The sequence below is a fragment of the Megasphaera sp. UPII 135-E genome (assembly GCF_000221545.1).
Taxonomy (GTDB): Bacteria; Bacillota; Negativicutes; order Veillonellales; family Megasphaeraceae; genus Megasphaera; species Megasphaera hutchinsoni.
Genome location: NZ_AFUG01000008.1, coordinates 15,479 through 37,189, shown reverse-complemented (window position 1 = coordinate 37,189; position 21,711 = coordinate 15,479). Strand labels below are relative to the sequence as shown.

The following is a 21,711-nucleotide window of genomic DNA, read 5'->3' as shown; positions in this document are numbered from 1 at the left end:
TTGAAAATTGATAAAAAAAGTTAGGATTAAAAATTTTAAATGTTTTAAAGATTGGTTTGAATTAGACTTAAATGGTGGAATAAATATTTTGGTAGGTAATAATGAAGAGGGTAAATCAACTATACTTGAAGCTATACATTTAGCGTTAACTGGTTTTTATAGAGGTAATTATATTAATCGTGAATTATCTCAATATTTATTCAATAGAGAAGTTGTAGATGAGTTTTTAACAAATATTAATTCCGGCAGTCTTAGTATATTGCCAGAAATTATAATAGAAATATACTTCTCTGAATTAGACAATGCAAATTTGGAGGGGAGTGGTAACGATTTAGGATTAAAAGAAGAAATAGGATTTGCTTTTAAAGTATTATTTGATAATTCATATGAAGATGAATATAAACTATTTATAGAAAAAGGAGAATTAAGCAGTTTACCTATAGAATATTATAAAAGTGAATGGATAGGCTTTAATAGAGAAAATATTACTACTAGAAGTATTCCTTCGAAATCATTTTTAATAGATAATTCTTCTTATAAATATAAGGATGGTTCAGATGAATATATTTCTAATATGATAAGAGGGACATTAGATAACGAAGATTTAATTTCCATATCAAAAGCTTTTAGAGAAATTAAAGATGATTTTAGTAAGAATGAAAGTGTTAAAAATATTAATGAAAAATTAAGTGAATCCAAATCAAATTTTGGGAAAAAAGTTAGTTTAGGTGTTAATTTAGGAAGTAATTTCAACTGGGAATCAAGTATGATAACAGAATTTGATAGTATTCCATATTCGAATGCTGGCAGAGGACTACAATGCTTATTAAAAACTGAGCTTGCATTAAATAATATTAATACAAATAAAGATAAAATAATTTTAATTGAAGAGCCAGAAAACCACTTGTCATATTCTAACATGAATAATTTAATTGATATATTACAAGAAAATAGTAATAAGGAATCTAGTCAAATAATTATTTCGACTCATAGTAGTTTTGTTTTGAACAAATTAGGATTAGAAAATTTAATACTCTTATCAAACAAAAAAAGCTCTAAAATTACAAATTTAAGTAGTGATACAGAAAAATATTTTAAAGCTGTTTCAGGATACGACACATTACGAGTTTTATTATGTGATAAAGCTATACTAGTTGAAGGTCCTTCGGACGAACTAATATTACAGAGAGCATATAAAGATAAATATGGCAAATTACCAATTTTTAATGGTATCGATATAATTTCTGTTGGAACATCTTTTTTAAGATTTTTGGAATTGGGTGTAAAATTAGACTTAAATCTCTATGTAGTTACAGATAATGACGGAGATATAGAAGCTTTAATGAAAAAATACAAAGATTATGAATCTAATGAAAATATAAAAATATACTATGATAAAAAGAGGTATAGTGGAGATATGGATGATTTTAACTACAATACTTTAGAGCCATGCATTTTAAGAGCAAATGATTTGAAAACTCTAAATAGTATATTTAAAACTGATAAAAAAGATAATGACTCACTATTAAAATATATGAAGAAAAACAAAACAAATTGTGCAATTAGCATATTTGAATCAGAATCGAAAATTCAATACCCAGATTATATAAACAGAGTAATAGAAGATGCTAAATAAATTATATATAGCTGCTGCTGGAGCAGGAAAGACAACATTAATTGTGGAGAAAGCTTTAAAAAATAAAGATAAGAAAATTTTGATAACAACATATACAAATGCAAATTGTGATTCTATAAAAAAGAAAATAATTAAAATAAATGGAATAATTCCTAAAAATATTGAAATTTTAACATGGTTTTCATTTTTACTGAAACATGGATTAAGACCATATCAAGATATAATGTTTAGTCAGAGAATTAATGGAATAGTACCTGTCAACGGTAAGAGTTCTAGATTTATAAAAAGAAATGATCCTAATTATTTTATTAATAAAGAAAATCTAATTTATACAGATAAAATATCTGATGCGATTATATTCATGGAAGAAAAAAATCCAGGTTATATTTTTACTAGGATTTCAAAAATATATAATTTAATATATATTGATGAAGTTCAAGATTTAGCAGGATATGATTTAGATGTTTTAAAATATTTAATTGAGGTTGGTATAAATTTGATTATGGTTGGAGACTATAGACAAGCAACTTATAGTACACATAATACATCAAAATATAAAAAATATAATAGTGGAAAAATAGTTAACTTCTTTAAGAATGAAAATTCGCATTTAAATGTTGAAATTGATGAATCAACTTTAAATTGTTCACATAGATCTAATCAAGAAATATGTGATTTTGCTTCAAAAATATCCAATGATAATCTTATAATAAAATCAGCGAGTAAATTCAAAGATAACCATGAAGGAATATTTTTTATATCTAAAGAAAAAGTAGACTTATACCTTGAAATATATAATCCTGTTCAACTTAGACATGATAAAAGAACAAAGGTTAATGAAAATTATAGTGTATATAATTTTGGCGACTCTAAAGGTTTACAATTTGAAAGGGTATTAATTTACCCTACAAGCCCAATATTAAAGTGGATAGAAAATTCCGAAAATAAATTGGTTGATTTAAGCAGAGCGGGTTTTTATGTTGCAGTCACAAGAGCTAAACACAGTGTAGCTATTGTGTGTGATAAAAAATTTCTTAATAGAGATAGAATTAAATCCTACTTATTACCAGAAGATTTTTTTTTTAAGCTAATAGTATCATATTACCTCTCGACTTCTTTTCCATAATAATTTTCATAGTTTTTCCTATATTGAACAAGGTCAGAAAATTGTTCTTTATTCAAAGAATACTCTTGCATAAGGGTGTTCTTTTTTTCTTGCAGTTTATCGAGTTTTGTTAATATTTCTTTTGTGTAGTTTTCTAAAATTTCTTTAGCGGCTATTTTATAGACGGAAAGTTCGCTATAATATTCTTCTGCAAATTGCTTATCTTCAGGATTTTTCTTGTAATATTTATATATTTCACGATACTTATTTATAGTATTTATATTTTCCATATTCTGGGATAAACTCTTCATTTCAGTTTCAATCTTCTTTATTTTATCTAATAAGTCTTGTCTATCATCAGCAGATTTTTTGATTAGATCATCGAGTTGTGTAATTGAATTAATTCCTTGCTCTCTAAGCTTAATTATCGAGTCAGCCATTGTTTTTTATGTTTTCTTGCCCAAACTTCATATCCTTTAGAGGATTGAGCTTTTTTATTATTAGATATATCAATAATATTTCCTACTCGCTTTTTAATAGTTTAATAGCTAAATATATTCTTTCTTGGATTTTTCATCCGTTTTTTCTATATTAACAATATATGAAATGGTAAGATTAAGTGTTGATTTTATTGGATGTATTTTTGTAATTGCCATACTAATCACCAGAACTTTCTTTTGCTTTATTAAGAAGTAGGGAATGGATCTGCCATATTTCTCTTGATAATTTTTCTATCTGTTTATTCATCGATTCGATTTCATTTTTGTAAATAATGCCAGTTGTATTAGTAGCTTTTGCAATCTGGTTTATATTATTTGTGGCATTTGAAAGTAGCCATTGTAGGTTTCTAAATGGTTCTAAATCTACTACATAAATCTCTTTTTCTTCTTTGGTTAGTTTTATTTCTATTCTTTCATTTCTAAATCTATTTGCCATTTTATTCTCCTTTATAAAATATATTTCGGGGTCTTAGGGTTCTCCCTAAGAGTTTGCCCCAGCCAATTATCTCCAACGAAAATTTATTTGAGTTGTAGAGATAATTAGGCGAGGGTACAAGGTAAAAATTAGCAGTAGACTTCAACCAATCGCTAATTATATTAGTTCTTGGGAAGTCCTTGCATAGCACCTACCAAACACTCAAGTAAACTTTCGTGTGGTTAGGTGCGTAAAAAAATGGAGCATGCCGTAAAGGTCTGCTCCATTAATTTTTTCGTAAGTGTCCGTACACTTATTGTGCTTGCTACATAAGAATAAATTAGATATCAAGCGTTAAGCAAGTTTTGAATTTATAGCTATATTATACCAAATTATAATGATGTATTTAATTTGAGGCTATCTGTGAATATAAAAAATAATATTCATTGATATGGTCAGGAAGAAGAGTTATAATATCTATGAATAAAAATTATGAAATTCATAGATAAAAAACTACTCTCGGAGGATAAAAATATGGGAAAGGCATTTACAGAAGAAGAAAAGATAAAAATCAAAGAAAGTATTATGGAAACAGCTCTTGATTTATTTCATGAGAAGGGGACAAAATCACTTAGCATTTCGGAATTGACAAAAAGAGTCGGAATAGCTCAAGGGAGTTTCTATAATTTTGGGAAAGATAAAGAATCTCTTGTCATTGATTTAATGGCATATAGATCAATACAAAAATTGGAGAACATTGAAAAAGAATTTTCAAATTCACTTACGAATCCTAAAGAATTCCTTTCAGAGGTAATTTTTAAGTATTCAATAGACATGACTGAGAAAATTAGAAATCAGCAAATTTATCAAGAGGCATTTAGAATATTTGCGAGTCAAGATTCAAAGAAAGTGAAAAATCTATATGGGGATTTTTTGGATAGGTTAATAGATTATTGGTACAAAAACAATGTAGTAAAAAGCGTAGACAAGCAAGGTTTATCAAATGCCTTTGTAGGAAGCTTTGTTCTATGTTCAAATTATTTCCATTTTAATGAAGATACATTTGAGGAAGTGCTTAATATTTATATACAAAGCATTGTTTCTAGATATATAGAAATTTAATTGTAAGAAGGAAGGTGATAGCAATGATTCTGGATTTTAATGAGATAAAAAAGGAAGATGTATTAGTTGCTGGAGGTAAGGGAGCTAATCTTGGAGAAATGACTTCGGCTAAAATAAATGTTCCAAGTGGTTTTGTTATAACAGCAGACGCATATAGAGATTTTTTAAAAGTAAATGCTATTGATATCCTCATTGAAAATGGAATTAAAAAATCAGTAGATGATGAAAGAAAACTTCTAAATGAAGCTGAGCATTTTAGAGGAAAGATAAAGTCCGGGAAATTTCCTGAGCAATTGGAAAATGCAATAAGAGAAAAATATTTTAATCTTGGAAATAATACAAGAGTTGCAGTGCGTTCTTCAGCAACGGCAGAAGATTTACCGGATGCCAGTTTTGCAGGACAACAAGAAACATATTTAAATGTTCAAGGTATTGAAAGTGTATTAAATGGGGTGCGTAATTGTTATGCTTCACTTTGGGGGAATAGAGCTGTAAGCTATAGATTTCATCAAGGTTATGATCAAACTTCAGTTTCTATTGCAGTTGTTATTCAAGAAATGATAGAGAGTGAAAAATCAGGAGTTTTATTTACTGTAAACCCGGTAAACAAAAAAGAAAATGAGATGCAAATAAATGCAAGCTTCGGCTTAGGAGAAAGCGTTGTAAGCGGAAGAGTTACAGCGGATAGCTACATTATTGACAAATCAGGAAATATAATTGAAGTAAACATTGGAAGCAAGGAAACTCAGATTATATACGGGGATAAGGAAACTGTTGAAGTATCGGTAAACTCTGATAAAAGAAAAACTCGTGCATTAAATGATAGAGAAATACTTGAACTTATGAAGTGCGGTTTAGAGATTGAAAAACACTATGGTATGCCTATGGATATTGAATGGGCTATCAAAAATGATATTGTCTATATTTTACAAGCGAGAGCGATTACCACATTAAAAAATTCCAAGAATGATATAACCGGCAATGATTTAATAGAGAAGTATATAAAGGGTAAAAAAATCAAAAAGGATACACAAGAAGTAATGTCATTCTTTTTAGAAAAAATGCCTTTTGCACATAGAGTCCTTGATTTCGATTATTTGATGGCAATTAATGATCAGAAAGTAAACATTTTGTCAGAAGGTGGAATTATTTTACCAAGAAATCCAATTATAGATGATGATGGTATACAAACTTTTTCTGATGACGGAAAGCGAATTGGAAAGAATATTTTTAAATTTTTTAATCTTTTAAAGAACATGAAAGATTTTGAGTTCTGTTATAAGAAGTGCAAAGATTTTATGAATATATATGAAGTTGAAATAGAAGAAATCAAGCACTTAAATTTTGAAAATATGACATTGACGGAGTGTGGAAATTTCTTAGAAGAAAGTTATGTTCTTTTGCAAAAGCTTGCTTATGATAGATTCAAATATGCATTATTTCCATCAGTTTTAAATAGCAAGAAATTTACCAAAATAATAAAAAAAGTAAATAGCAATTATTCATCATTTGATTTTTATTGGGGCTTAGATAATAAAACATCAGTGGTTACAAATGATGTCTATAAAATGGCTCGTGAGATAAGAAAAAATGAAGCTTTAAAAAAAGCAATAATTTCCGGAGATAATTTTGAGGAATTATATAAAAAGTTTAATGATTTTAAGAATATATCAGATGAGTTTATGAAAGATAATGGTTTTAAATCTGATTATAATTGTTATTGTTTATCTGCAAAAACATTTCTTGAGGATCCTGATAGGCTGATAAATATATTACGCCCCATATTAAATGAAAATAGTAATGAAAGTAACGATATAAAGGATTTTTCTAAGCTTATGGAGAGCGTAAAGGAAATCTATGGTAGAAAGTATCAGGATGTAGAAAAACAGATAAAATATTTTAGATATTTTCATGTGGTTCGTGAAGAAAGTCAATATTTGTGGGAAACACTATTTTATTATGTGAGAAAGTGTGTTAGAAGAATTAACTTTATACTCTTGGGTGATGAAAACATAGAAACTGGAGTGGCTAATCTTTTTCATAAAGAACTGCTTAAAGCAATTAACAGAGGTAATTTAAATGAATCAGATAAGGAAAAAATAAATAGGAGAAACGAAAAATTTCCTTTAGCAGTAAAAGTTTGGGAAGCTTCAAAGTTATTGATTTTTAAAACAGATGGAGATGTCTTAAAGGGAGTAAGTGGAAGCACCGGCATTGCAGTTGGAAAGGTGTGTTTAATAAATAGTCCCAAAGAATTTTATAAAATGAAAAAAGGAGATATATTAGTTTGTCATCTTACAGATCCTGAATGGACTCCATTATTTAAGCTGGCGAGTGCTGTTGTGGCAGATACAGGTTCTGCTTTGAGCCATGCTGCAATTGTTGCAAGAGAATATAATATACCGGCAGTTCTTGGAGTTGGTTTTGCAACTACCAAATTCAAAGACGGAGATACCATACAAGTAGATGGTAATACCGGCGAGGTCAAAGGTTGCTGATATGAAATCAAAAAATCAAATAGATCAAAAAGAATTGAGAAGGCAAAAGATTTTAAGTGAACCACTTTTACCTTTGATAGTAAAAATGTCTGTTCCGACAATTGTTGGTATGCTAATTATGGTTATTTATAATTTGACAGACACATTTTTTGTCGGACTTTTAAATGATAAATCGATGACAGCCGCTATTGGTGTTGTTTTTAGCTTCGTGAGTATTATTCAGGCTATTGGTTTTTGGTTTGGATATGGTAGCGGTAATATTATGTCTAAAAAACTTGGAGAACAAGATGAAGAAGAGGCAACAATTATTTCTTCCATAGGAATAGCCTTTTCTATTATAAGTGGATTTTTGATAGCTATACTGTCGTGGATTTTTATATCAGACTTGACAAAGTTCATTGGTGGGAATGCTTCTGTTAATTTATTTAAATTTACTACTCAGTATATAAAGGTGATTATAATAAGCGTTCCATTTAGTCTGTATTCAATTACTATTTATAATCAATTACGACTTTGTGGAAATGTAAAAGATGGAATGATAGGTTTACTTTTAGGAATGTTCAGCAATATGATTCTTGATCCTGTATTTATGTTTATATTCAAGTTCGGGTTTGTTGGAGCTGGATATGCAACTTTGACAGGTCAAATAATTGCGTGTATTGCACTTACTATGTTGGCAAAAGGAAATGGTAATATTCCTGTTTCTTTGAAAAATGTCAAATGTAGTAAAGAACGCATATACCATATTCTTGTAGGAGGAATGCCTAACTTTTCAAGGCAAGTAATTACAAGTGTTTCTCTCATTTTATTGAATAGAGTTGCAGCGAACTTTGGGGACAGTATTATTGCAGCCTTAACCGTTAGTTCAAGAATAGTTGCCATAGCTTATATGATTATGATTGGATGGGGGCAAGGGTTTCAACCTATTTGTGCAATGAATTATGGTGCAAAAAAATATGGCAGAGTTAGATCAGCATTTAATTTGACAGTTGTTGTTGGAACTATATTTTTGATTATATCAGCAGTGGTGCTATATATTTTTTCGGAACATTTTGTTATTGCGATGTCTAAAGATAGTGAAGTTATTTCTATAGGAGTGAAACTACTTAGAATGCAATGTATAACAATCCCATTGTTAGCCTATTATGCGATAAGTAGTATGTTGATGCAAAACATAGGTAAATATTTTTGGTCGTTGATAATTTCGATTTCAAGGCAAGGTATTTTCTACATCCCTCTTTTATATTTACTTACTAATTTATATGGGAAGTTTGGGATATATTTGCTCCAACCAATAGCGGATATTTTGTCATTTGTTTTAGCTGTTATTGTTGTTTATAAAATAAAAAATGAACTAAAAAACGAAGGAAATATACATTAGATGAATTAACAACAGGTTGAATAGTTGGAGAAAATTACTATGCATTATTTTAGGTCTAATGCTTGTATAGAAAAAATTTACAGACCTTTTTGATACTGGTAATTATCATAAAAAATAAATTTAAATTATAGGTAAAAAACAAATTTATTTTATTTCAGAGGATTTATGTCTAATAGCATAAGTCCTTTTTTATGTTCAAGTTAATCATTAAAACTCAAAAATACTATATAAAAATAAAAATTCTGATTACCAAAGAGGGCAAATTTTACTTTATAAAGTGAGGGGATTTTGTCATCTTTCTATAAAAATCCAAACACTTTGAAGTATGAATATTCTTGAAATTGATTAGGTGAGATTAGCATATTTCAAATTTAATTCACTTACCAAAGTAAAAAAATCAATTTATCGAGATGTTTGGTGACACACTAACTGAATAATCTGCATAAAAGGGGTTTAGCTTTTGCGGCATTGTAATATGTTTTTAAATCGTTTCGGCCATTTTGTTGGAGATGGGGTTAGGTAAGAGTGTCATTACCCTTACGGCTATAAAAAAACTGATGCTGGATTCCTTTGAGGTTTCCCGCACCCTCGTTATTGCCCCGCTTAGGGTGGCAAGTACCACATGGCCCGAAGAAATACGGAAATGGGAGCATTTAAAGCATTTAACCTATTCGGTAGTAACCGGCGGAGAGAAGAAACGATTACAGGCATTACGGACACCGGTGCATATCTACATCATTAATCGGGAGAATGTGGATTGGTTGGTTACGAAAAGCGGTGTGCCGTTTCACTTTGATATGGGCGTAATAGATGAACTGTTTGGTTCCTCTTTTTATATTTCGGCGACGCACCGGGCGGGACCGGAAAGGAGGAGGGCAAAAAAGGCGTCCCGATTGTTGTCGTGTATTGACGGGAAAGGGCGGCACATGATAACATTATTATGATAATGATTATTATATAGGAGGAAACGCAGTATGAATCTTAAAAAAGTTCTTTCCGTTTTAGCCGTTTCGGCGACTGTTTCAGCATCGGTCGGCGGTAGTACATGGGCCGCTGCCGCGACGCCGGTCGATGCAACGGCGCAGGCAACGACTGCCGTGCATGCCGTTATAGGAGAAAAAACGGGGTTAGTATTTAATGAATCGTCGTTCAAGGTGGTAAAAAAAGTCTTGCAACGAGGCGACGTGATTCCCCGCCATCATCATCCGGGTGCCACGGTTCTCTTTACCGTAGTCAAAGGACAAATGAAAGTGTGCATTAACGGCAAAGAAAATTATGAAGTCGTTCCGGGAAAAATGTTGAAATTCAACGGGCAAAATTACATTCAGGCAGTTGCCGCCGCCGACAGTATAGTCTTTGTAACTTTAATTGAAAATAAATAAGCACGCTTTTTCCGGCCCTCTGTTTATTAAATAGAGGGCTTTTTTACTTGCAAACGGCCGTATTTTTGGAGGAGATTTTTATAGAATCGTTTACCAGAGAGGCTTGTACGTGTATATTTTATAGTGGAATTATGAAATACATAGGCGTATAATTATGTGTGCTGTGAGGAGGATGTATAATGGCAGTAAAAATCGGCATCAGCGGCTTCGGTCGTATCGGCAGATGTACCTTTCGGACTTCGTTGGCACATGCGGAAGTGGAAATTGCCGCCGTCCATAATCGCTCGGTAGGACCGATTATGGCGGATTTATTAAAATTCGATACCGTACACGGTACGTGGGATCACGACGGTTCCTTTGATGCGGCCTTTTTGATTTCAGTGCAAGGTTCCTGACGGTACCATCGTATTTTTTTATCTTAGTTGTCAACACATATGTTACACGTTGAGAAGTATTCCGATACAACTTGGTTAGGATTTTTGAAATTAAGACTGGTCTTCGCGGTTTTATTATACCCGGAAAAGACTCAGAAAAATTATATGGACGTAAGAGTAGTTTTGCAACTGGTATGAGGAAATACAAAAATAAGATAAACTCATGTTGTACTTTCTATAGGAGTAGCTTAAAAGGCTGTTTTTTTTTCTAGGAAGTGAGTATATATAAATTTTAAATATAACTAATAATACAAACTCTGATTCCCGATAAGCCGAAGTCCAGACTTCCGAAAATCGGAGAGTAATTATAATAATATTAGTAATATTGAGTTAAGAAAGAATAATTTTAGAAAGGGCAAAAGCCTTATGGAATATATAAAAACATATTTTTGACTGATGAAGAATACAAGGACTTAACAGATGAGTTAGGAAGCAGAATTAGTGAATATATTGGTAGGTTGTCGTCATATATGAAAGCAAATAACAGAATTTATCAAGATCCCAAGGTATCGTTTTATTATTTAATGTTTACGAAATACAACATAAAACCGCTTATAGATGTAGGCGGTTTTTAATATTTACGCATAGATTTTTTGATTATGTAGGTGGTGGCAATGATATAAAAGGATAGGAATATAACAGAAAGGAGAAAGACTCGTGGTGAGGATTTAAAAAAATTGTCATTCTTGTTATAATACCTATAATAGAAGTGAGTTTATACTGTTTCGTGGCTAATATTAGATTGTTGTATATGTTAGCGGTGGTGTTAAAAAGTGCGGTAGCATTGCCTTGGCAGTATATAGTTATTCTGGCAAAGCTAAGAAGGTTGGTATGTATCATTAGTGCATATGAAAATATATGTGTAAGGCATATTAATAAGACTTTAGACAATAGGTTATATACTTAAAGTATGTGTGTTATAATAAATTATATTATGTATACGTCGTAGGGGGTTTAGAAAACCATGTCCATGTATTTTCCATTACAGGGATTGATTAGTAGCTTTAGATTATTGGATATTATTGATATTTTATTGGTTGCGTTTGTTTTATATAAATTATATTATTTGATTTATAATACTCGTGCCGTTGCTTTAATCAAAGGACTTTTGGTTTTAGGTATTGTTACGGTGGTCAGCAAGGTTTTAGATTTACATGTTATTAATTGGTTGTTGCAACAAGGAATGACGGTTATTTTGGTAGCATTGCCTGTTGTTTTTCAACCTGAATTGCGTCGGGCATTAGAGCAAATTGGTCGTGGGCATTTATTTCGTTCAGGACAAGTGATTAATGCAGAAGAGTTGGAACATTTAGTGGATGAGGTAGTAGCGGTAACGGAATCCTTATCTAAGACGCGGACAGGGGCATTGCTTGTCTTTGAACGGGAAGTTGGTTTAAATGATTATATTGATACGGGTATTTTTATTCAAGGTATTGTGTCGAGGGAATTGCTGGGAAATATTTTTATTCCCAATACGCCGTTACATGATGGCGCAGTTATTATTCGGGAAAATGAAATTATGGCTGCTGGGTGTTTACTCCCTTTGACGTCGGATCGTTCTTTATCTACAGAGTTAGGTACGAGACATCGTGCTGCGATTGGTATTAGTGAGATTACGGATGCTGTTGTGGTAGTTGTGAGTGAGGAAACGGGTGCTATTTCGTATACGTATGGAGGACATATTTATCGTCATTTAGAGGCAAAGAGTTTACATAAAGTGTTGCTTAATTTTTTGCGTCCCGCACCGCAGGGCTTGGTAAATATTTTAAAATGGAGGCCCTTAAAGTAATGATACGAATAGAAAAGAAATGGCAAGTAAAATTAATTTGTTTATTTGTAGCAATTGTATTGTGGTTTGCTATTATCGGGGAACAAAATCCGATGAGTGAAGGTAGTTATACAGTGCCTGTTGTGGTAGAAAATTTGAATTCGCGTTATATCGCCTCTGATGTTCCGCGGTCGGTATACGTTCGTTTAGCAGGTCCGCGTAATACAATTATTAATGTGGATCCATCAATGATTAAAGCTTATGTAGATTTAGGCGAAGTTAAAGAAGGCGTATCAGAAGTACCGATTCATGTTGAAATTCCGGCTGGTACGGAGTTAAAAAAGCAGGGAACGGTACGTGCGTCTATCCGAGTTGATTTGTATGCAGTAAAAGAAATTGCAGTTAAACCTCGGTTGCGAGGGCAATTGACGAATACATCGTATGTGAAACAAATTACGGTGTTGCCGGAAAAAGTTACGATTAGTGGTGCGGCTCGGCTTCTTCGTCAAGTAGATAAAGCGATTGTAGAAGTAACGTTGCCAGAGGGAGCAGAAAGTTTTACAGCGATGGCACCAGTGAAATTAGTTCGTGCTAATGATACGAGAGTGGATGGCGTAACGATTACACCTTGGCAAAGCAGTGTGGCTATTACGATTGGTCATGATGGGGTTAGTAAAGAGGTTCCCGTAGTGGTGCATATGCAGGGAAATTTGCCTGCGGGTATACAACAAAGTGATTTTGAGGTAACTCCGAAGACGGTTACGATTCGCGGTGCAGAAAACACGATTGTTCCTTTTGCACAATTGGATTTACCGCCCATTCATGTAACGGGACGAGGGGATAATAAGCGGTGGCAAGTAGATATTCCTTTCGCGAATGGTCTTACGGTTATTCCTAATACTGTTCATATTACACTTCGGAAAAATGAGTCATAAAGGAGAGTCGAGTGTGCTTAGAATTAGTAATATTCGTGCAGAGGTACCCTTACAAAAAGAGCTAAGCGTGTTGGTGGCAAAACGGTTGCGGTGTAAAAAACAAGATATTTTAGCGTTACGTATAGTACGACGTTCTGTTGACGCCCGGCGTAAACCTCATCTCTATCTTGTATTTACGGTAGATGTTAAGGTTCGTAATGAAGAAAAAATTCGGCAAAATGTGGGCAATCATAATGATATTCATGTCTATGAAGAACCCTCGCAACGAGCTATTATACATGGCACTAGTACCTTTGCCCATAGACCTATTGTGGTAGGTATGGGACCGGCTGGTTTGGCAGCGGCATTAGTTTTAGCTCGTGAAGGGTATGCACCACTTGTATTAGAGCGAGGGTATGAGGTCGATGTACGGGCAAAACATATTGAGGAATTTTGGCAAACGGGTAAGTTTCGCTCGGCGTCGAATGTACAATTTGGTGAAGGTGGAGCCGGTACGTTTTCGGATGGTAAATTGACTACGCGTGTTAATCATCCGCTTATTCGTGAGATTTTAAATATTTTAGTGGAAGCAGGAGCACCAAAGGAGATTTTATATGCTTATAATCCGCATATTGGTACAGATAAGTTACGGGTAGTTGTTAAAAATTTAAGAAATTTGATTATTCAAGCGGGTGGAAACGTTTGTTTTGAAAGTTGTGTGACCGATATAGTATGTAATTGTGAAGGAAATCTCACGGGTGTAGTGGTTAATGGCACGACTGCATATGATACGGATGTGGTTGTATTAGGCATTGGTCATAGTGCTAGAGATACGTATTATATGTTGCAACGTCAAGGCGTGGCAATGAATTTTAAACCGTTTGCTATGGGGGTACGGATAGAACATGAACAAGCCGTGATTGATCATAGTCAATATGGTGCAGCAGCAACAGATATTGGATTGGAACCGGCTTCATATGCACTGGTATATCATAGTCCCGAGGGAAGAGATTGTTACTCTTTTTGTATGTGTCCCGGCGGGATAGTTGTGGCAGCTGCGTCTGAGGAAAAGCAAGTCGTGACGAATGGTATGAGTTTATATCGCCGTGATAGTGGAGTTGCGAATAGTGCTTTGGTAGTAAATATTACACCACAAGATATTGCAGGGGATGATCCATTACGCGGTGTGGCTTATCAGCGTAAATATGAAAGGCTTGCATATGTACAAGGTGGTAACATTTATCGAGCACCGGCACAAACGGTGGGTGACTTTTTACAGTTAGATAAGGGGGTAGCACAAGGGGTTCATACATATAGACCAGGGATAACTTGGACGGATTTACATCAGGTATTGCCTCCATTTGTATCCCGCACGCTTATGCAGGCTTTGCCGTATTTTGACCGCAAAATAAACGGTTTTGCTGCTCCGCATGCGGTGATGACAGGGGTGGAAACGAGAACGAGTGCACCCGTTCGGTTAGAGAGAGGGCGAGATCGTATGTCTATTTCAACGCCTGGCTTATATCCCATAGGGGAGGGTGCAGGCTATGCGGGAGGTATTATGAGTGCTTTTTTAGATGGCATGGAAACCGCCTTAGAAATTATTAGTAAATTTAAACCGTGGAGGGATAAGTAAATGGCTAGATTGTTTGGTACAGATGGTGTACGTGGTGTAGTGAATGATTCATTGACACCGGAATTAGCATATCATTTGGGGAGAGCGGCAGCATATATTTTAGGAAGAGAGAAAGAACATCCTACATTTTTGATTGGTCGTGATACACGTCGCTCAGGTACGATGCTTGAAAGTATTTTAGCGGCTGGTATTGCATCAGCTGGTGGAAATTGCTATATGACGGGGGTGATTCCGACACCAGCTATTGCTTATTTAACACGGGTTCATCATATGGATGCAGGGGTTATGATTTCCGCTTCGCATAATCCGTTTGAATATAATGGTATTAAATTTTTTGATGCATATGGCTATAAATTGCCGGATAAAACAGAAGATTTGATTGAAGAGTTTATGCTTAAAGATGAACGAACGGGAATTAAAAGCAGACCAATCGGTAGTGATATAGGAACGATTACCGTATGGAGCGATTTACAAAAAGAATATGCCGATTTTTTATTTAAAACGTGTGATGTTACATTAAAAGGCTTAAAAGTTGTACATGATGCGGCAAATGGGTCTGCTTCTTTTATTGGTCCCGTCTTGTTTGAACGGTTAGGGGCGGAAGTAATTTCTATTCATCATGAGCCAGATGGTATTAATATTAATGAGCACTGTGGTTCAACTGATATGGAAAGTTTACGTAAAAAAGTGCTTGAAACAGGTGCTGATATTGGTATTGCTAATGATGGTGATGCGGATCGTTGTTTGATTATTGATGAAAAAGGGAATACCTTAGATGGTGATCAGATTATGCTGCTATGTGCGTTGCGGTTACAAGAAGAGGGGAAGTTGAATAAGCAAACCGTAGTAGGTACTGTTATGAGTAATATCGGTTTTCATAAAGCGTTGCAGGAACATGGTTGTCAAAGTGTTGTTACGGCTGTGGGGGATCGATATGTATTAGAACGGATGCGAAAAGATGGTTACTCTATTGGGGGAGAACAATCGGGGCATATCATTTTTCTTGAACATAATACGACGGGCGATGGATTGTTAACAGCTGTACAGGTATTACGCAATATGAAACATTGGCACCGGCCATTATCAGAATTGGGTGCAATGATGGTTAGGTATCCGCAAATATTAAAGAACGTAATGGTGCAAACCAAGTCGGGCTGGGAAAAGAACAATTTGATTATGGCGGCTATATCAGCGGGCGAAGAAGAATTAGGCAACGATGGGCGAATTTTAGTAAGACCATCGGGGACAGAACCACTTATCCGCGTTATGGCAGAAGGTCCGGATCTAGAACAATTACAACATATTGTTGATGATATTGCGGTGGTTATTGAGCATGAAATGGGGCATAGTAAGTAGGTATTGACCCTTATAAGTAAATATATTAAAATGTGAAAATGGAGTAATATTACTCTATTTCTGCTTTTTTGCAGGCGTTTGGAAATCCTTCGTAAAATGGATAGCGCTGGTACCCTTTGGGTAGACGAGGAAGAGGTGTATCGAAAAGTCAGCGGATACCTCTCGGCAACTCCGGTCGTTAGGAAATGGCAAAACCTTTTGGCAACAAGAGGGACAAATCTGTTACGGGAGTGAGAATAAACTCATATAGTTTGTATGATGAGTTTTAGGAGGTTACAATATGTGTGGCATTATTGGATATGTTGGTACGCGCAATGCGGCTGATTTTTTACTGGAGGGGTTGTCTAAATTAGAATATCGGGGATATGATTCAGCCGGGATTGCCGTATATCATGACCAAAAAATTAGTGTGCGAAAAAAAAATGGGACGACTTGTTAATTTAATTGAGGATGTGAATCAGCATCCTGTAGCGGGAATGATAGGTATTGGTCATACGCGTTGGGCAACACATGGGGGTCCATCGGATGTTAATTCTCATCCGCATGTAGATGCAAAGGGCAATTTTGCGATTGTTCATAATGGCATTATTGAAAATTATATGGAATTAAAAGAAGAACTACTTGCAAAAGGCTATGTTTTTAAATCAGAAACAGATTCAGAAGTTGTTGCTCATTTATGTGCTGATGAATATGATGGTGATTTTGAACATACGGTGCGGAAGGTATTGAAACGATTACGAGGGTCCTATTCGCTAGTGTTTATGAGTCGGTTAGATCCAGATAGGATTATATGCTGTAAAAAAGATAATCCATTGGTTATTGGCCTGGGAGAAGGCGAAAATTATATTGCTTCGGATATTCCCGCTATTTTGAAGTATACTCGTAATACATATATTATGAATGATGGAGAAATTGCCATTGTCAAAAAAGATGGTGTATGGGTTACTGATTTTGAAGGCGTACCTATTTCAAAGAAAGTATTTGTTGTTAATTGGGATGCTGAAGCGGCTGAAAAGGGCGGTTTTGATCATTTCATGCTTAAAGAAATTTTTGAGCAGCCCAAGGCCATTCGCGATACATTAAGTTGTCGTATAACTCCGGAAAAAACGCAAATTCAATTTGATGAATTGCGGTGGACTTTAGAGGATGTACAGTCTATTCAGAAAATTATGATTACGGCTTGTGGTACCGCTTATCATGCAGGTTTATTAGCGAAGTATTTTATAGAAAAATTAGCACGTATACCCGTAGAAGTGGATATTGCTTCGGAATATCGTTATCGTGATCCGTTGACAGATAGTAAAACGTTAAGCATTAGCATTAGTCAATCCGGTGAAACGATTGATACCTTAGCGGCATTAAAAGAAGCAAAACGAAAAGGTGCACGTACATTAGCTATTACTAATGTTGTTGGTTCATCTATTTCGCGCGAAGCTGATCAAGTGATTTATACATGGGCAGGACCAGAAATTGCGGTAGCTTCGACAAAAGCCTATACAACACAGCTTGTTGCATTATTGCTATTAGCAATATATATGGGGCAGAAAAAAGGAACATTAGATCATGAACGGGAAGTGGAAATTATTCGCGATTTGCAACGTGTTCCCGAACAATGTCAGCATATATTTGACCAAGAAACAGAAATAAAGTCTTTGGCAAATTCATTTAAGCAGAAAGAAGATACTTTCTTTATTGGGAGATCCATGGATTATGGATTAGCTATGGAAGGTGCTTTGAAATTAAAAGAAATTTCTTATATTCATGCAGAAGCGTATGCTGGCGGTGAATTAAAGCATGGGACATTAGCACTTATTGTACCGGAAATGCCGGTGATAGCGTTAGCTACACAAAAAGATGTAGAAGAGAAAATGATTAGTAATATTAAAGAGGTCAAGGCAAGGGAGGCACGGGTGATAGGGATCGTACAAACGGGTGATACGGAAGTACAAAAAACGGTTGATTCTATCATTACTATACCTGCGAGTGATTCGTTTGTAGTGCCGATTATATCGGCGATACCCTTGCAATTATTAGCTTATTATACGGCGATTGTAAAGGGAAATGATGTAGATAAACCTCGTAATTTAGCTAAAAGTGTGACTGTTGAATAATGAGAAAATAGACTATAAAGAAAGAACGGTTTTAGTAGTGTTTTTATATAAACTGGTTCTTTCTTTTTTTTTGAGGGTTAAGATAATATCGTTTTGAATAATAAAAGAAAATATACTTAAAAGGGCTGTTTTATTTATTGTAAAAAGAGTAAAAATATGATATTATGGAGAACGTAATATAATATTTTAGAGAATAGGTAGGGCATGACCCATAAGGAGGACATATTTATAATGAATGTAACAGTTAATGAAGTAGACCGGCATCAAGTAATACTGCATATTGAAGTACCGGAAAAGGAAGCTGCTAAAGCTGCTGTCCGCGCTTGCAATGTGTTAGCAGGTAAAGTGAATATTCCTGGATTCCGTAAAGGTAAGGCACCACGGAAGGTGTTGGAAAGCTTTCTTGGAAAAGAGGCTGTTAAACAGGAAATTGAAGAAGCCATTATGAATAAGGCCTATCCCGATGCATTAAGCGAACAAGCTATTGAACCCGTAACAGATCCAGAAATTCATATTATTTCATCTGAAAAGGGTGCCGATTTTGTTTTTGAAGCTACGGTAACTAAAAAACCAGAAGTTACATTAGGAGAATACAAGGGAATTAAGATTGGTAAAGACGTTGTTGATATTACCGATGAAGATATTGATAAAGAATTAAAAAATTTACAAAAACAACATGCTAAGTTATTAGTGGCACCAGAAGGAACGGTTATTGAAAATGAAGATTTTGCCATCATTGATTTTAAAGGATCTATTGATGGAGTTGCATTTGAAGGTGGCGAAGGAAAAGCATATCCGCTCGAAATTGGTTCACACAGTTTTATTCCCGGTTTTGAAGAACAGTTAGTGGGAATGAAAGCGGGCGAATCGAAAGATGTTAAGGTAACTTTCCCTGAAACATATCATGAAGCAAGTTTAGCTGGCAAAGAAGCTGTTTTTGCGGTTACTGTACAAGATGTAAAGCGGAGAGAATATCCTGAAGTAAATGATGAATTTGCTAAAGAAGCAGGAAAATTTGAAACCATTGCAGAATTACGTGAAGATTTACGTAAACGTATTTTTGCACGAGTATCATTGCAAGCTGTAGAAAAATTTAATAATGAAGTATTAAAGACGGTCATTCAAAACGCCGAAGTAGATATTCCGCAAGTGATGGTTGACAATAAAGTGGATCAGATGATCGATGAAATGGCGATGAAATTAGAAACACAAGGCATGAATATGGATGCGTATCTAAAATATACAAAACAGGATATTCAAAAATTGAAAGAACAATACGCTCAACCAGCCAAAGAAAATGTCAAAATGGATTTGGTTTTAGAATGTATCGCTAAAGCAGAAAATATTGATGTAACAGAACAAGATTTGAATGCTGAAATTTTTACGATGTCACAAAATTTTGGTGCTGATCCTAAAGAAGTATATAAAATTATTGTTAAAGAACATCGGGTTCCACTGCTTATTCAATCTGTTCGTCGCAAAAAAGCAGCTAGCTTTATTTTAGGGCAAGCTATTGATACAAATGAAAAGGTTGAAGAAAAACCAGAAGAAAAACCAGAAGCATAATGTCTGGAGGTGCCTAATATGAATATGTATGTCCCTTTGGTAATAGAACAAACGGAACAGGGAGAACGTAGTTACGATATATATTCACGCTTGTTAAAGGATAGAATTGTCTTTTTGAGTGGACAAGTTGAGGATCATATGGCGAATGTGTTGATTGCACAATTGCTGTTTTTAGAAGCAGAAGATCCTGATAAAGATATTTATTTGTATATTAATAGTCCAGGTGGCGTTGTTACGGCAGGGTTAGCTATTTATGATACGATGCAGTATATTAAACCCGATATTTCTACGATATGCATTGGCTCGGCTGCAAGTATGGCATCCGTGTTATTAGCTGCTGGTACAAGGGGAAAACGATTTGCTTTGCCCCATTCTCAAGTTATGATTCATCAACCGTTGGGCGGTGTACAAGGACAAGCAACGGATATTGAAATTCATGCACGTGAAATATTGCGAATGCGTAAAGAATTGAATGGTATTTTATCTGCTCATACGGGACAACCGTTAGAGGTAATTGAAAAGGATACAGAGCGAGATAATTTTCTTACGGCAGAAGCGGCTAAGGCATATGGGTTAATTGATGACATTTTAACTCGTCCGAAGCCAGAGCAGTAGGTAAAAGGGAGGGGACCAGATGACTCATAATGAAGAACCGCGATGCAGTTTTTGTGGCCGCAAAAAAAAAGAAGTAGAGCGGTTAATTGGAGGCCCTGATAATATATATATATGTAGTGAGTGCGTATCGGTGGCCCGACAGATTATGGATGAAGAAAAGAGAGCAGAGTCTAGCGGCTTTACTTTGAAAGAATTACCAAAGCCAAAAGAAATTAAAGCAACATTGGATGAATATGTTATTGGTCAAGAAGCTGCGAAAAAGACATTATCTGTTGCGGTGTATAATCACTATAAGCGATTGCGATCGAATACAGAAAAAGATGATGTAGAATTGCAAAAATCAAATATTGTCATGTTGGGACCTACGGGGAGCGGGAAAACTTTATTGGCACAAACGTTGGCTCGATTGTTGGATGTTCCCTTTGCTATTGCCGATGCAACTAGCTTAACTGAGGCTGGCTATGTTGGTGAAGATGTTGAAAATTGTTTACTTAAATTAATTCAAGCGGCTGATTTTGATATTGAAAAAGCACAGTGTGGTATTATTTATATTGATGAAATTGATAAAATTTCACGAAAATCTGAAAATCCTTCGATTACGCGAGATGTTTCTGGTGAAGGTGTTCAGCAGGCATTATTAAAGATTATAGAAGGAACTGTTGCGAGTGTACCACCTCAAGGTGGACGAAAGCATCCGAGTCAGGAAATGCTACAAATTGACACTACTAATATTTTATTTATTTGTGGCGGGGCCTTTGATGGAATTGAAAAAACGATTCAAAAACGAACGGCCGATAAAAAAATGGGTTTTGGTGCCGATATTCACTCGAAGAGCAAAAAAAAGTTGGAAGAAACTTTGAAAGAGGTATTACCTACGGACTTACAAAAGTTTGGACTAATTCCTGAATTGGTAGGTCGGTTACCAGTTTTAGTTACGTTAAATCCTTTAGACGAAGAAGCCATGGTACATATTTTGACAGAACCTAAGAATGCCTTGGTTAAACAGTATAAAAAAATGCTGGAAATGGATAATGTTGAGTTAAAATTCACAACAGACGCCTTGCGAGAAATTGCGAAAGAAGCCTTAAAACGTAATACGGGAGCACGGGGACTGCGTTCAATTATAGAACGTATTATGTTAGATATTATGTTTGAAGTACCTAGTCGTAAGGATGTCAAAAAATGTATCGTCAATAAGTCTTGTGTAACGGATAATCAGAAACCAGAACTGGTATTAAAACAAGGCAGTTGATATAGCAGTGAAAATAAAAC

At 34.6% G+C, this 21,711-nt stretch carries 17 protein-coding genes and 2 pseudogenes; 17 read left to right on the top strand and 2 right to left on the bottom strand.

What is annotated here, in order from left to right; translation table 11 throughout:
* Window positions 1-7: 7 nt before the first annotated feature.
* Window positions 8-1,636 carry an ATP-dependent endonuclease gene (locus tag HMPREF1040_RS01585; RefSeq protein WP_007392268.1) on the top strand — a complete coding sequence of 543 codons (1,629 nt, stop codon included), beginning with the start codon at window positions 8-10 and terminating at the stop codon, window positions 1,634-1,636.
* Window positions 1,626-2,762: a UvrD-helicase domain-containing protein gene (locus HMPREF1040_RS01580; protein WP_007392218.1), complete on the top strand. Its 1,137-nt coding sequence runs from the start codon at window positions 1,626-1,628 to the stop codon at window positions 2,760-2,762. The genes HMPREF1040_RS01585 and HMPREF1040_RS01580 overlap by 11 nt, the downstream gene beginning before the upstream one ends.
* Here the strand turns inward: HMPREF1040_RS01580 and HMPREF1040_RS01575 are convergent.
* Both HMPREF1040_RS01575 and mobC read right to left on the bottom strand, forming a co-directional pair.
* Window positions 2,738-3,181 (bottom strand): hypothetical protein, encoded by a 444-nt coding sequence (locus HMPREF1040_RS01575; RefSeq protein ID WP_036257299.1) that lies wholly within the window; start codon window positions 3,179-3,181, stop codon window positions 2,738-2,740. The genes HMPREF1040_RS01580 and HMPREF1040_RS01575 overlap by 25 nt on opposite strands.
* A gap of 217 nt (window positions 3,182-3,398) precedes the next feature.
* Window positions 3,399-3,677 carry a plasmid mobilization relaxosome protein MobC gene (mobC, locus tag HMPREF1040_RS01570; RefSeq protein ID WP_007392228.1) on the bottom strand — a complete coding sequence of 93 codons (279 nt, stop codon included), beginning with the start codon at window positions 3,675-3,677 and terminating at the stop codon, window positions 3,399-3,401.
* Between the two features lie 513 nt (window positions 3,678-4,190).
* On the opposite strand from mobC, the gene HMPREF1040_RS01565 reads away from it, so the two are divergent.
* The 15 genes and pseudogenes from HMPREF1040_RS01565 to clpX all read left to right on the top strand — a co-directional run bounded on the left by HMPREF1040_RS01565 (window position 4,191) and on the right by clpX (window position 21,691).
* A complete protein-coding gene (locus HMPREF1040_RS01565; RefSeq protein WP_007392267.1) occupies window positions 4,191-4,778 on the top strand; it encodes a TetR/AcrR family transcriptional regulator in 588 nt (195 codons plus the stop codon).
* Window positions 4,779-4,801: 23 nt separating this feature from the next.
* Entirely contained in the window at window positions 4,802-7,276 is a 2,475-nt protein-coding gene (locus HMPREF1040_RS01560; RefSeq protein WP_007392152.1) for a PEP/pyruvate-binding domain-containing protein, read from the top strand.
* A 1-nt stretch (window position 7,277) separates the two neighbouring features.
* Window positions 7,278-8,657, top strand: a complete 1,380-nt coding sequence (locus tag HMPREF1040_RS01555) for an MATE family efflux transporter (protein ID WP_007392193.1) — start codon at window positions 7,278-7,280, stop codon at window positions 8,655-8,657.
* A gap of 509 nt (window positions 8,658-9,166) precedes the next feature.
* Window positions 9,167-9,601 carry an SNF2-related protein gene (locus HMPREF1040_RS01550; RefSeq protein WP_141557786.1) on the top strand — a complete coding sequence of 145 codons (435 nt, stop codon included), beginning with the start codon at window positions 9,167-9,169 and terminating at the stop codon, window positions 9,599-9,601.
* Window positions 9,602-9,631: 30 nt separating this feature from the next.
* Window positions 9,632-10,039 (top strand): cupin domain-containing protein, encoded by a 408-nt coding sequence (locus HMPREF1040_RS01545; protein WP_007392181.1) that lies wholly within the window; start codon window positions 9,632-9,634, stop codon window positions 10,037-10,039.
* 179 nt (window positions 10,040-10,218) lie between these two features.
* Window positions 10,219-10,434: a glyceraldehyde 3-phosphate dehydrogenase NAD-binding domain-containing protein gene (locus tag HMPREF1040_RS01540; protein WP_007392185.1), complete on the top strand. Its 216-nt coding sequence runs from the start codon at window positions 10,219-10,221 to the stop codon at window positions 10,432-10,434.
* A 321-nt stretch (window positions 10,435-10,755) separates the two neighbouring features.
* Window positions 10,756-10,973, top strand: a pseudogene (locus HMPREF1040_RS07805) (replication initiator protein A); the annotation flags it as partial.
* 470 nt (window positions 10,974-11,443) lie between these two features.
* Window positions 11,444-12,262 carry a diadenylate cyclase CdaA gene (cdaA, locus tag HMPREF1040_RS01535; protein WP_036257327.1) on the top strand — a complete coding sequence of 273 codons (819 nt, stop codon included), beginning with the start codon at window positions 11,444-11,446 and terminating at the stop codon, window positions 12,260-12,262.
* Window positions 12,262-13,176 carry a YbbR-like domain-containing protein gene (locus HMPREF1040_RS01530; RefSeq protein ID WP_007392194.1) on the top strand — a complete coding sequence of 305 codons (915 nt, stop codon included), beginning with the start codon at window positions 12,262-12,264 and terminating at the stop codon, window positions 13,174-13,176. Before cdaA ends, HMPREF1040_RS01530 begins: the two co-directional genes overlap by 1 nt.
* 13 nt (window positions 13,177-13,189) lie before the next feature.
* Entirely contained in the window at window positions 13,190-14,791 is a 1,602-nt protein-coding gene (locus tag HMPREF1040_RS01525; RefSeq protein ID WP_007392229.1) for an NAD(P)/FAD-dependent oxidoreductase, read from the top strand.
* Entirely contained in the window at window positions 14,792-16,147 is a 1,356-nt protein-coding gene (gene glmM, locus HMPREF1040_RS01520; protein ID WP_007392140.1) for a phosphoglucosamine mutase, read from the top strand.
* A gap of 280 nt (window positions 16,148-16,427) precedes the next feature.
* Window positions 16,428-18,258: pseudogene (glmS, locus tag HMPREF1040_RS01515) on the top strand (glutamine--fructose-6-phosphate transaminase (isomerizing)).
* A gap of 231 nt (window positions 18,259-18,489) precedes the next feature.
* Window positions 18,490-19,824: a trigger factor gene (gene tig, locus HMPREF1040_RS01510; RefSeq protein WP_007392191.1), complete on the top strand. Its 1,335-nt coding sequence runs from the start codon at window positions 18,490-18,492 to the stop codon at window positions 19,822-19,824.
* Window positions 19,825-19,842: 18 nt separating this feature from the next.
* Complete coding sequence (clpP, locus tag HMPREF1040_RS01505; protein WP_007392237.1) at window positions 19,843-20,439, top strand: ATP-dependent Clp endopeptidase proteolytic subunit ClpP; 597 nt, start codon at window positions 19,843-19,845, stop codon at window positions 20,437-20,439.
* A gap of 19 nt (window positions 20,440-20,458) precedes the next feature.
* On the top strand, window positions 20,459-21,691 hold the full coding sequence (gene clpX / locus HMPREF1040_RS01500; RefSeq protein ID WP_007392223.1) for an ATP-dependent Clp protease ATP-binding subunit ClpX: 1,233 nt from the start codon (window positions 20,459-20,461) through the stop codon (window positions 21,689-21,691).
* Window positions 21,692-21,711 lie beyond the last annotated feature (20 nt).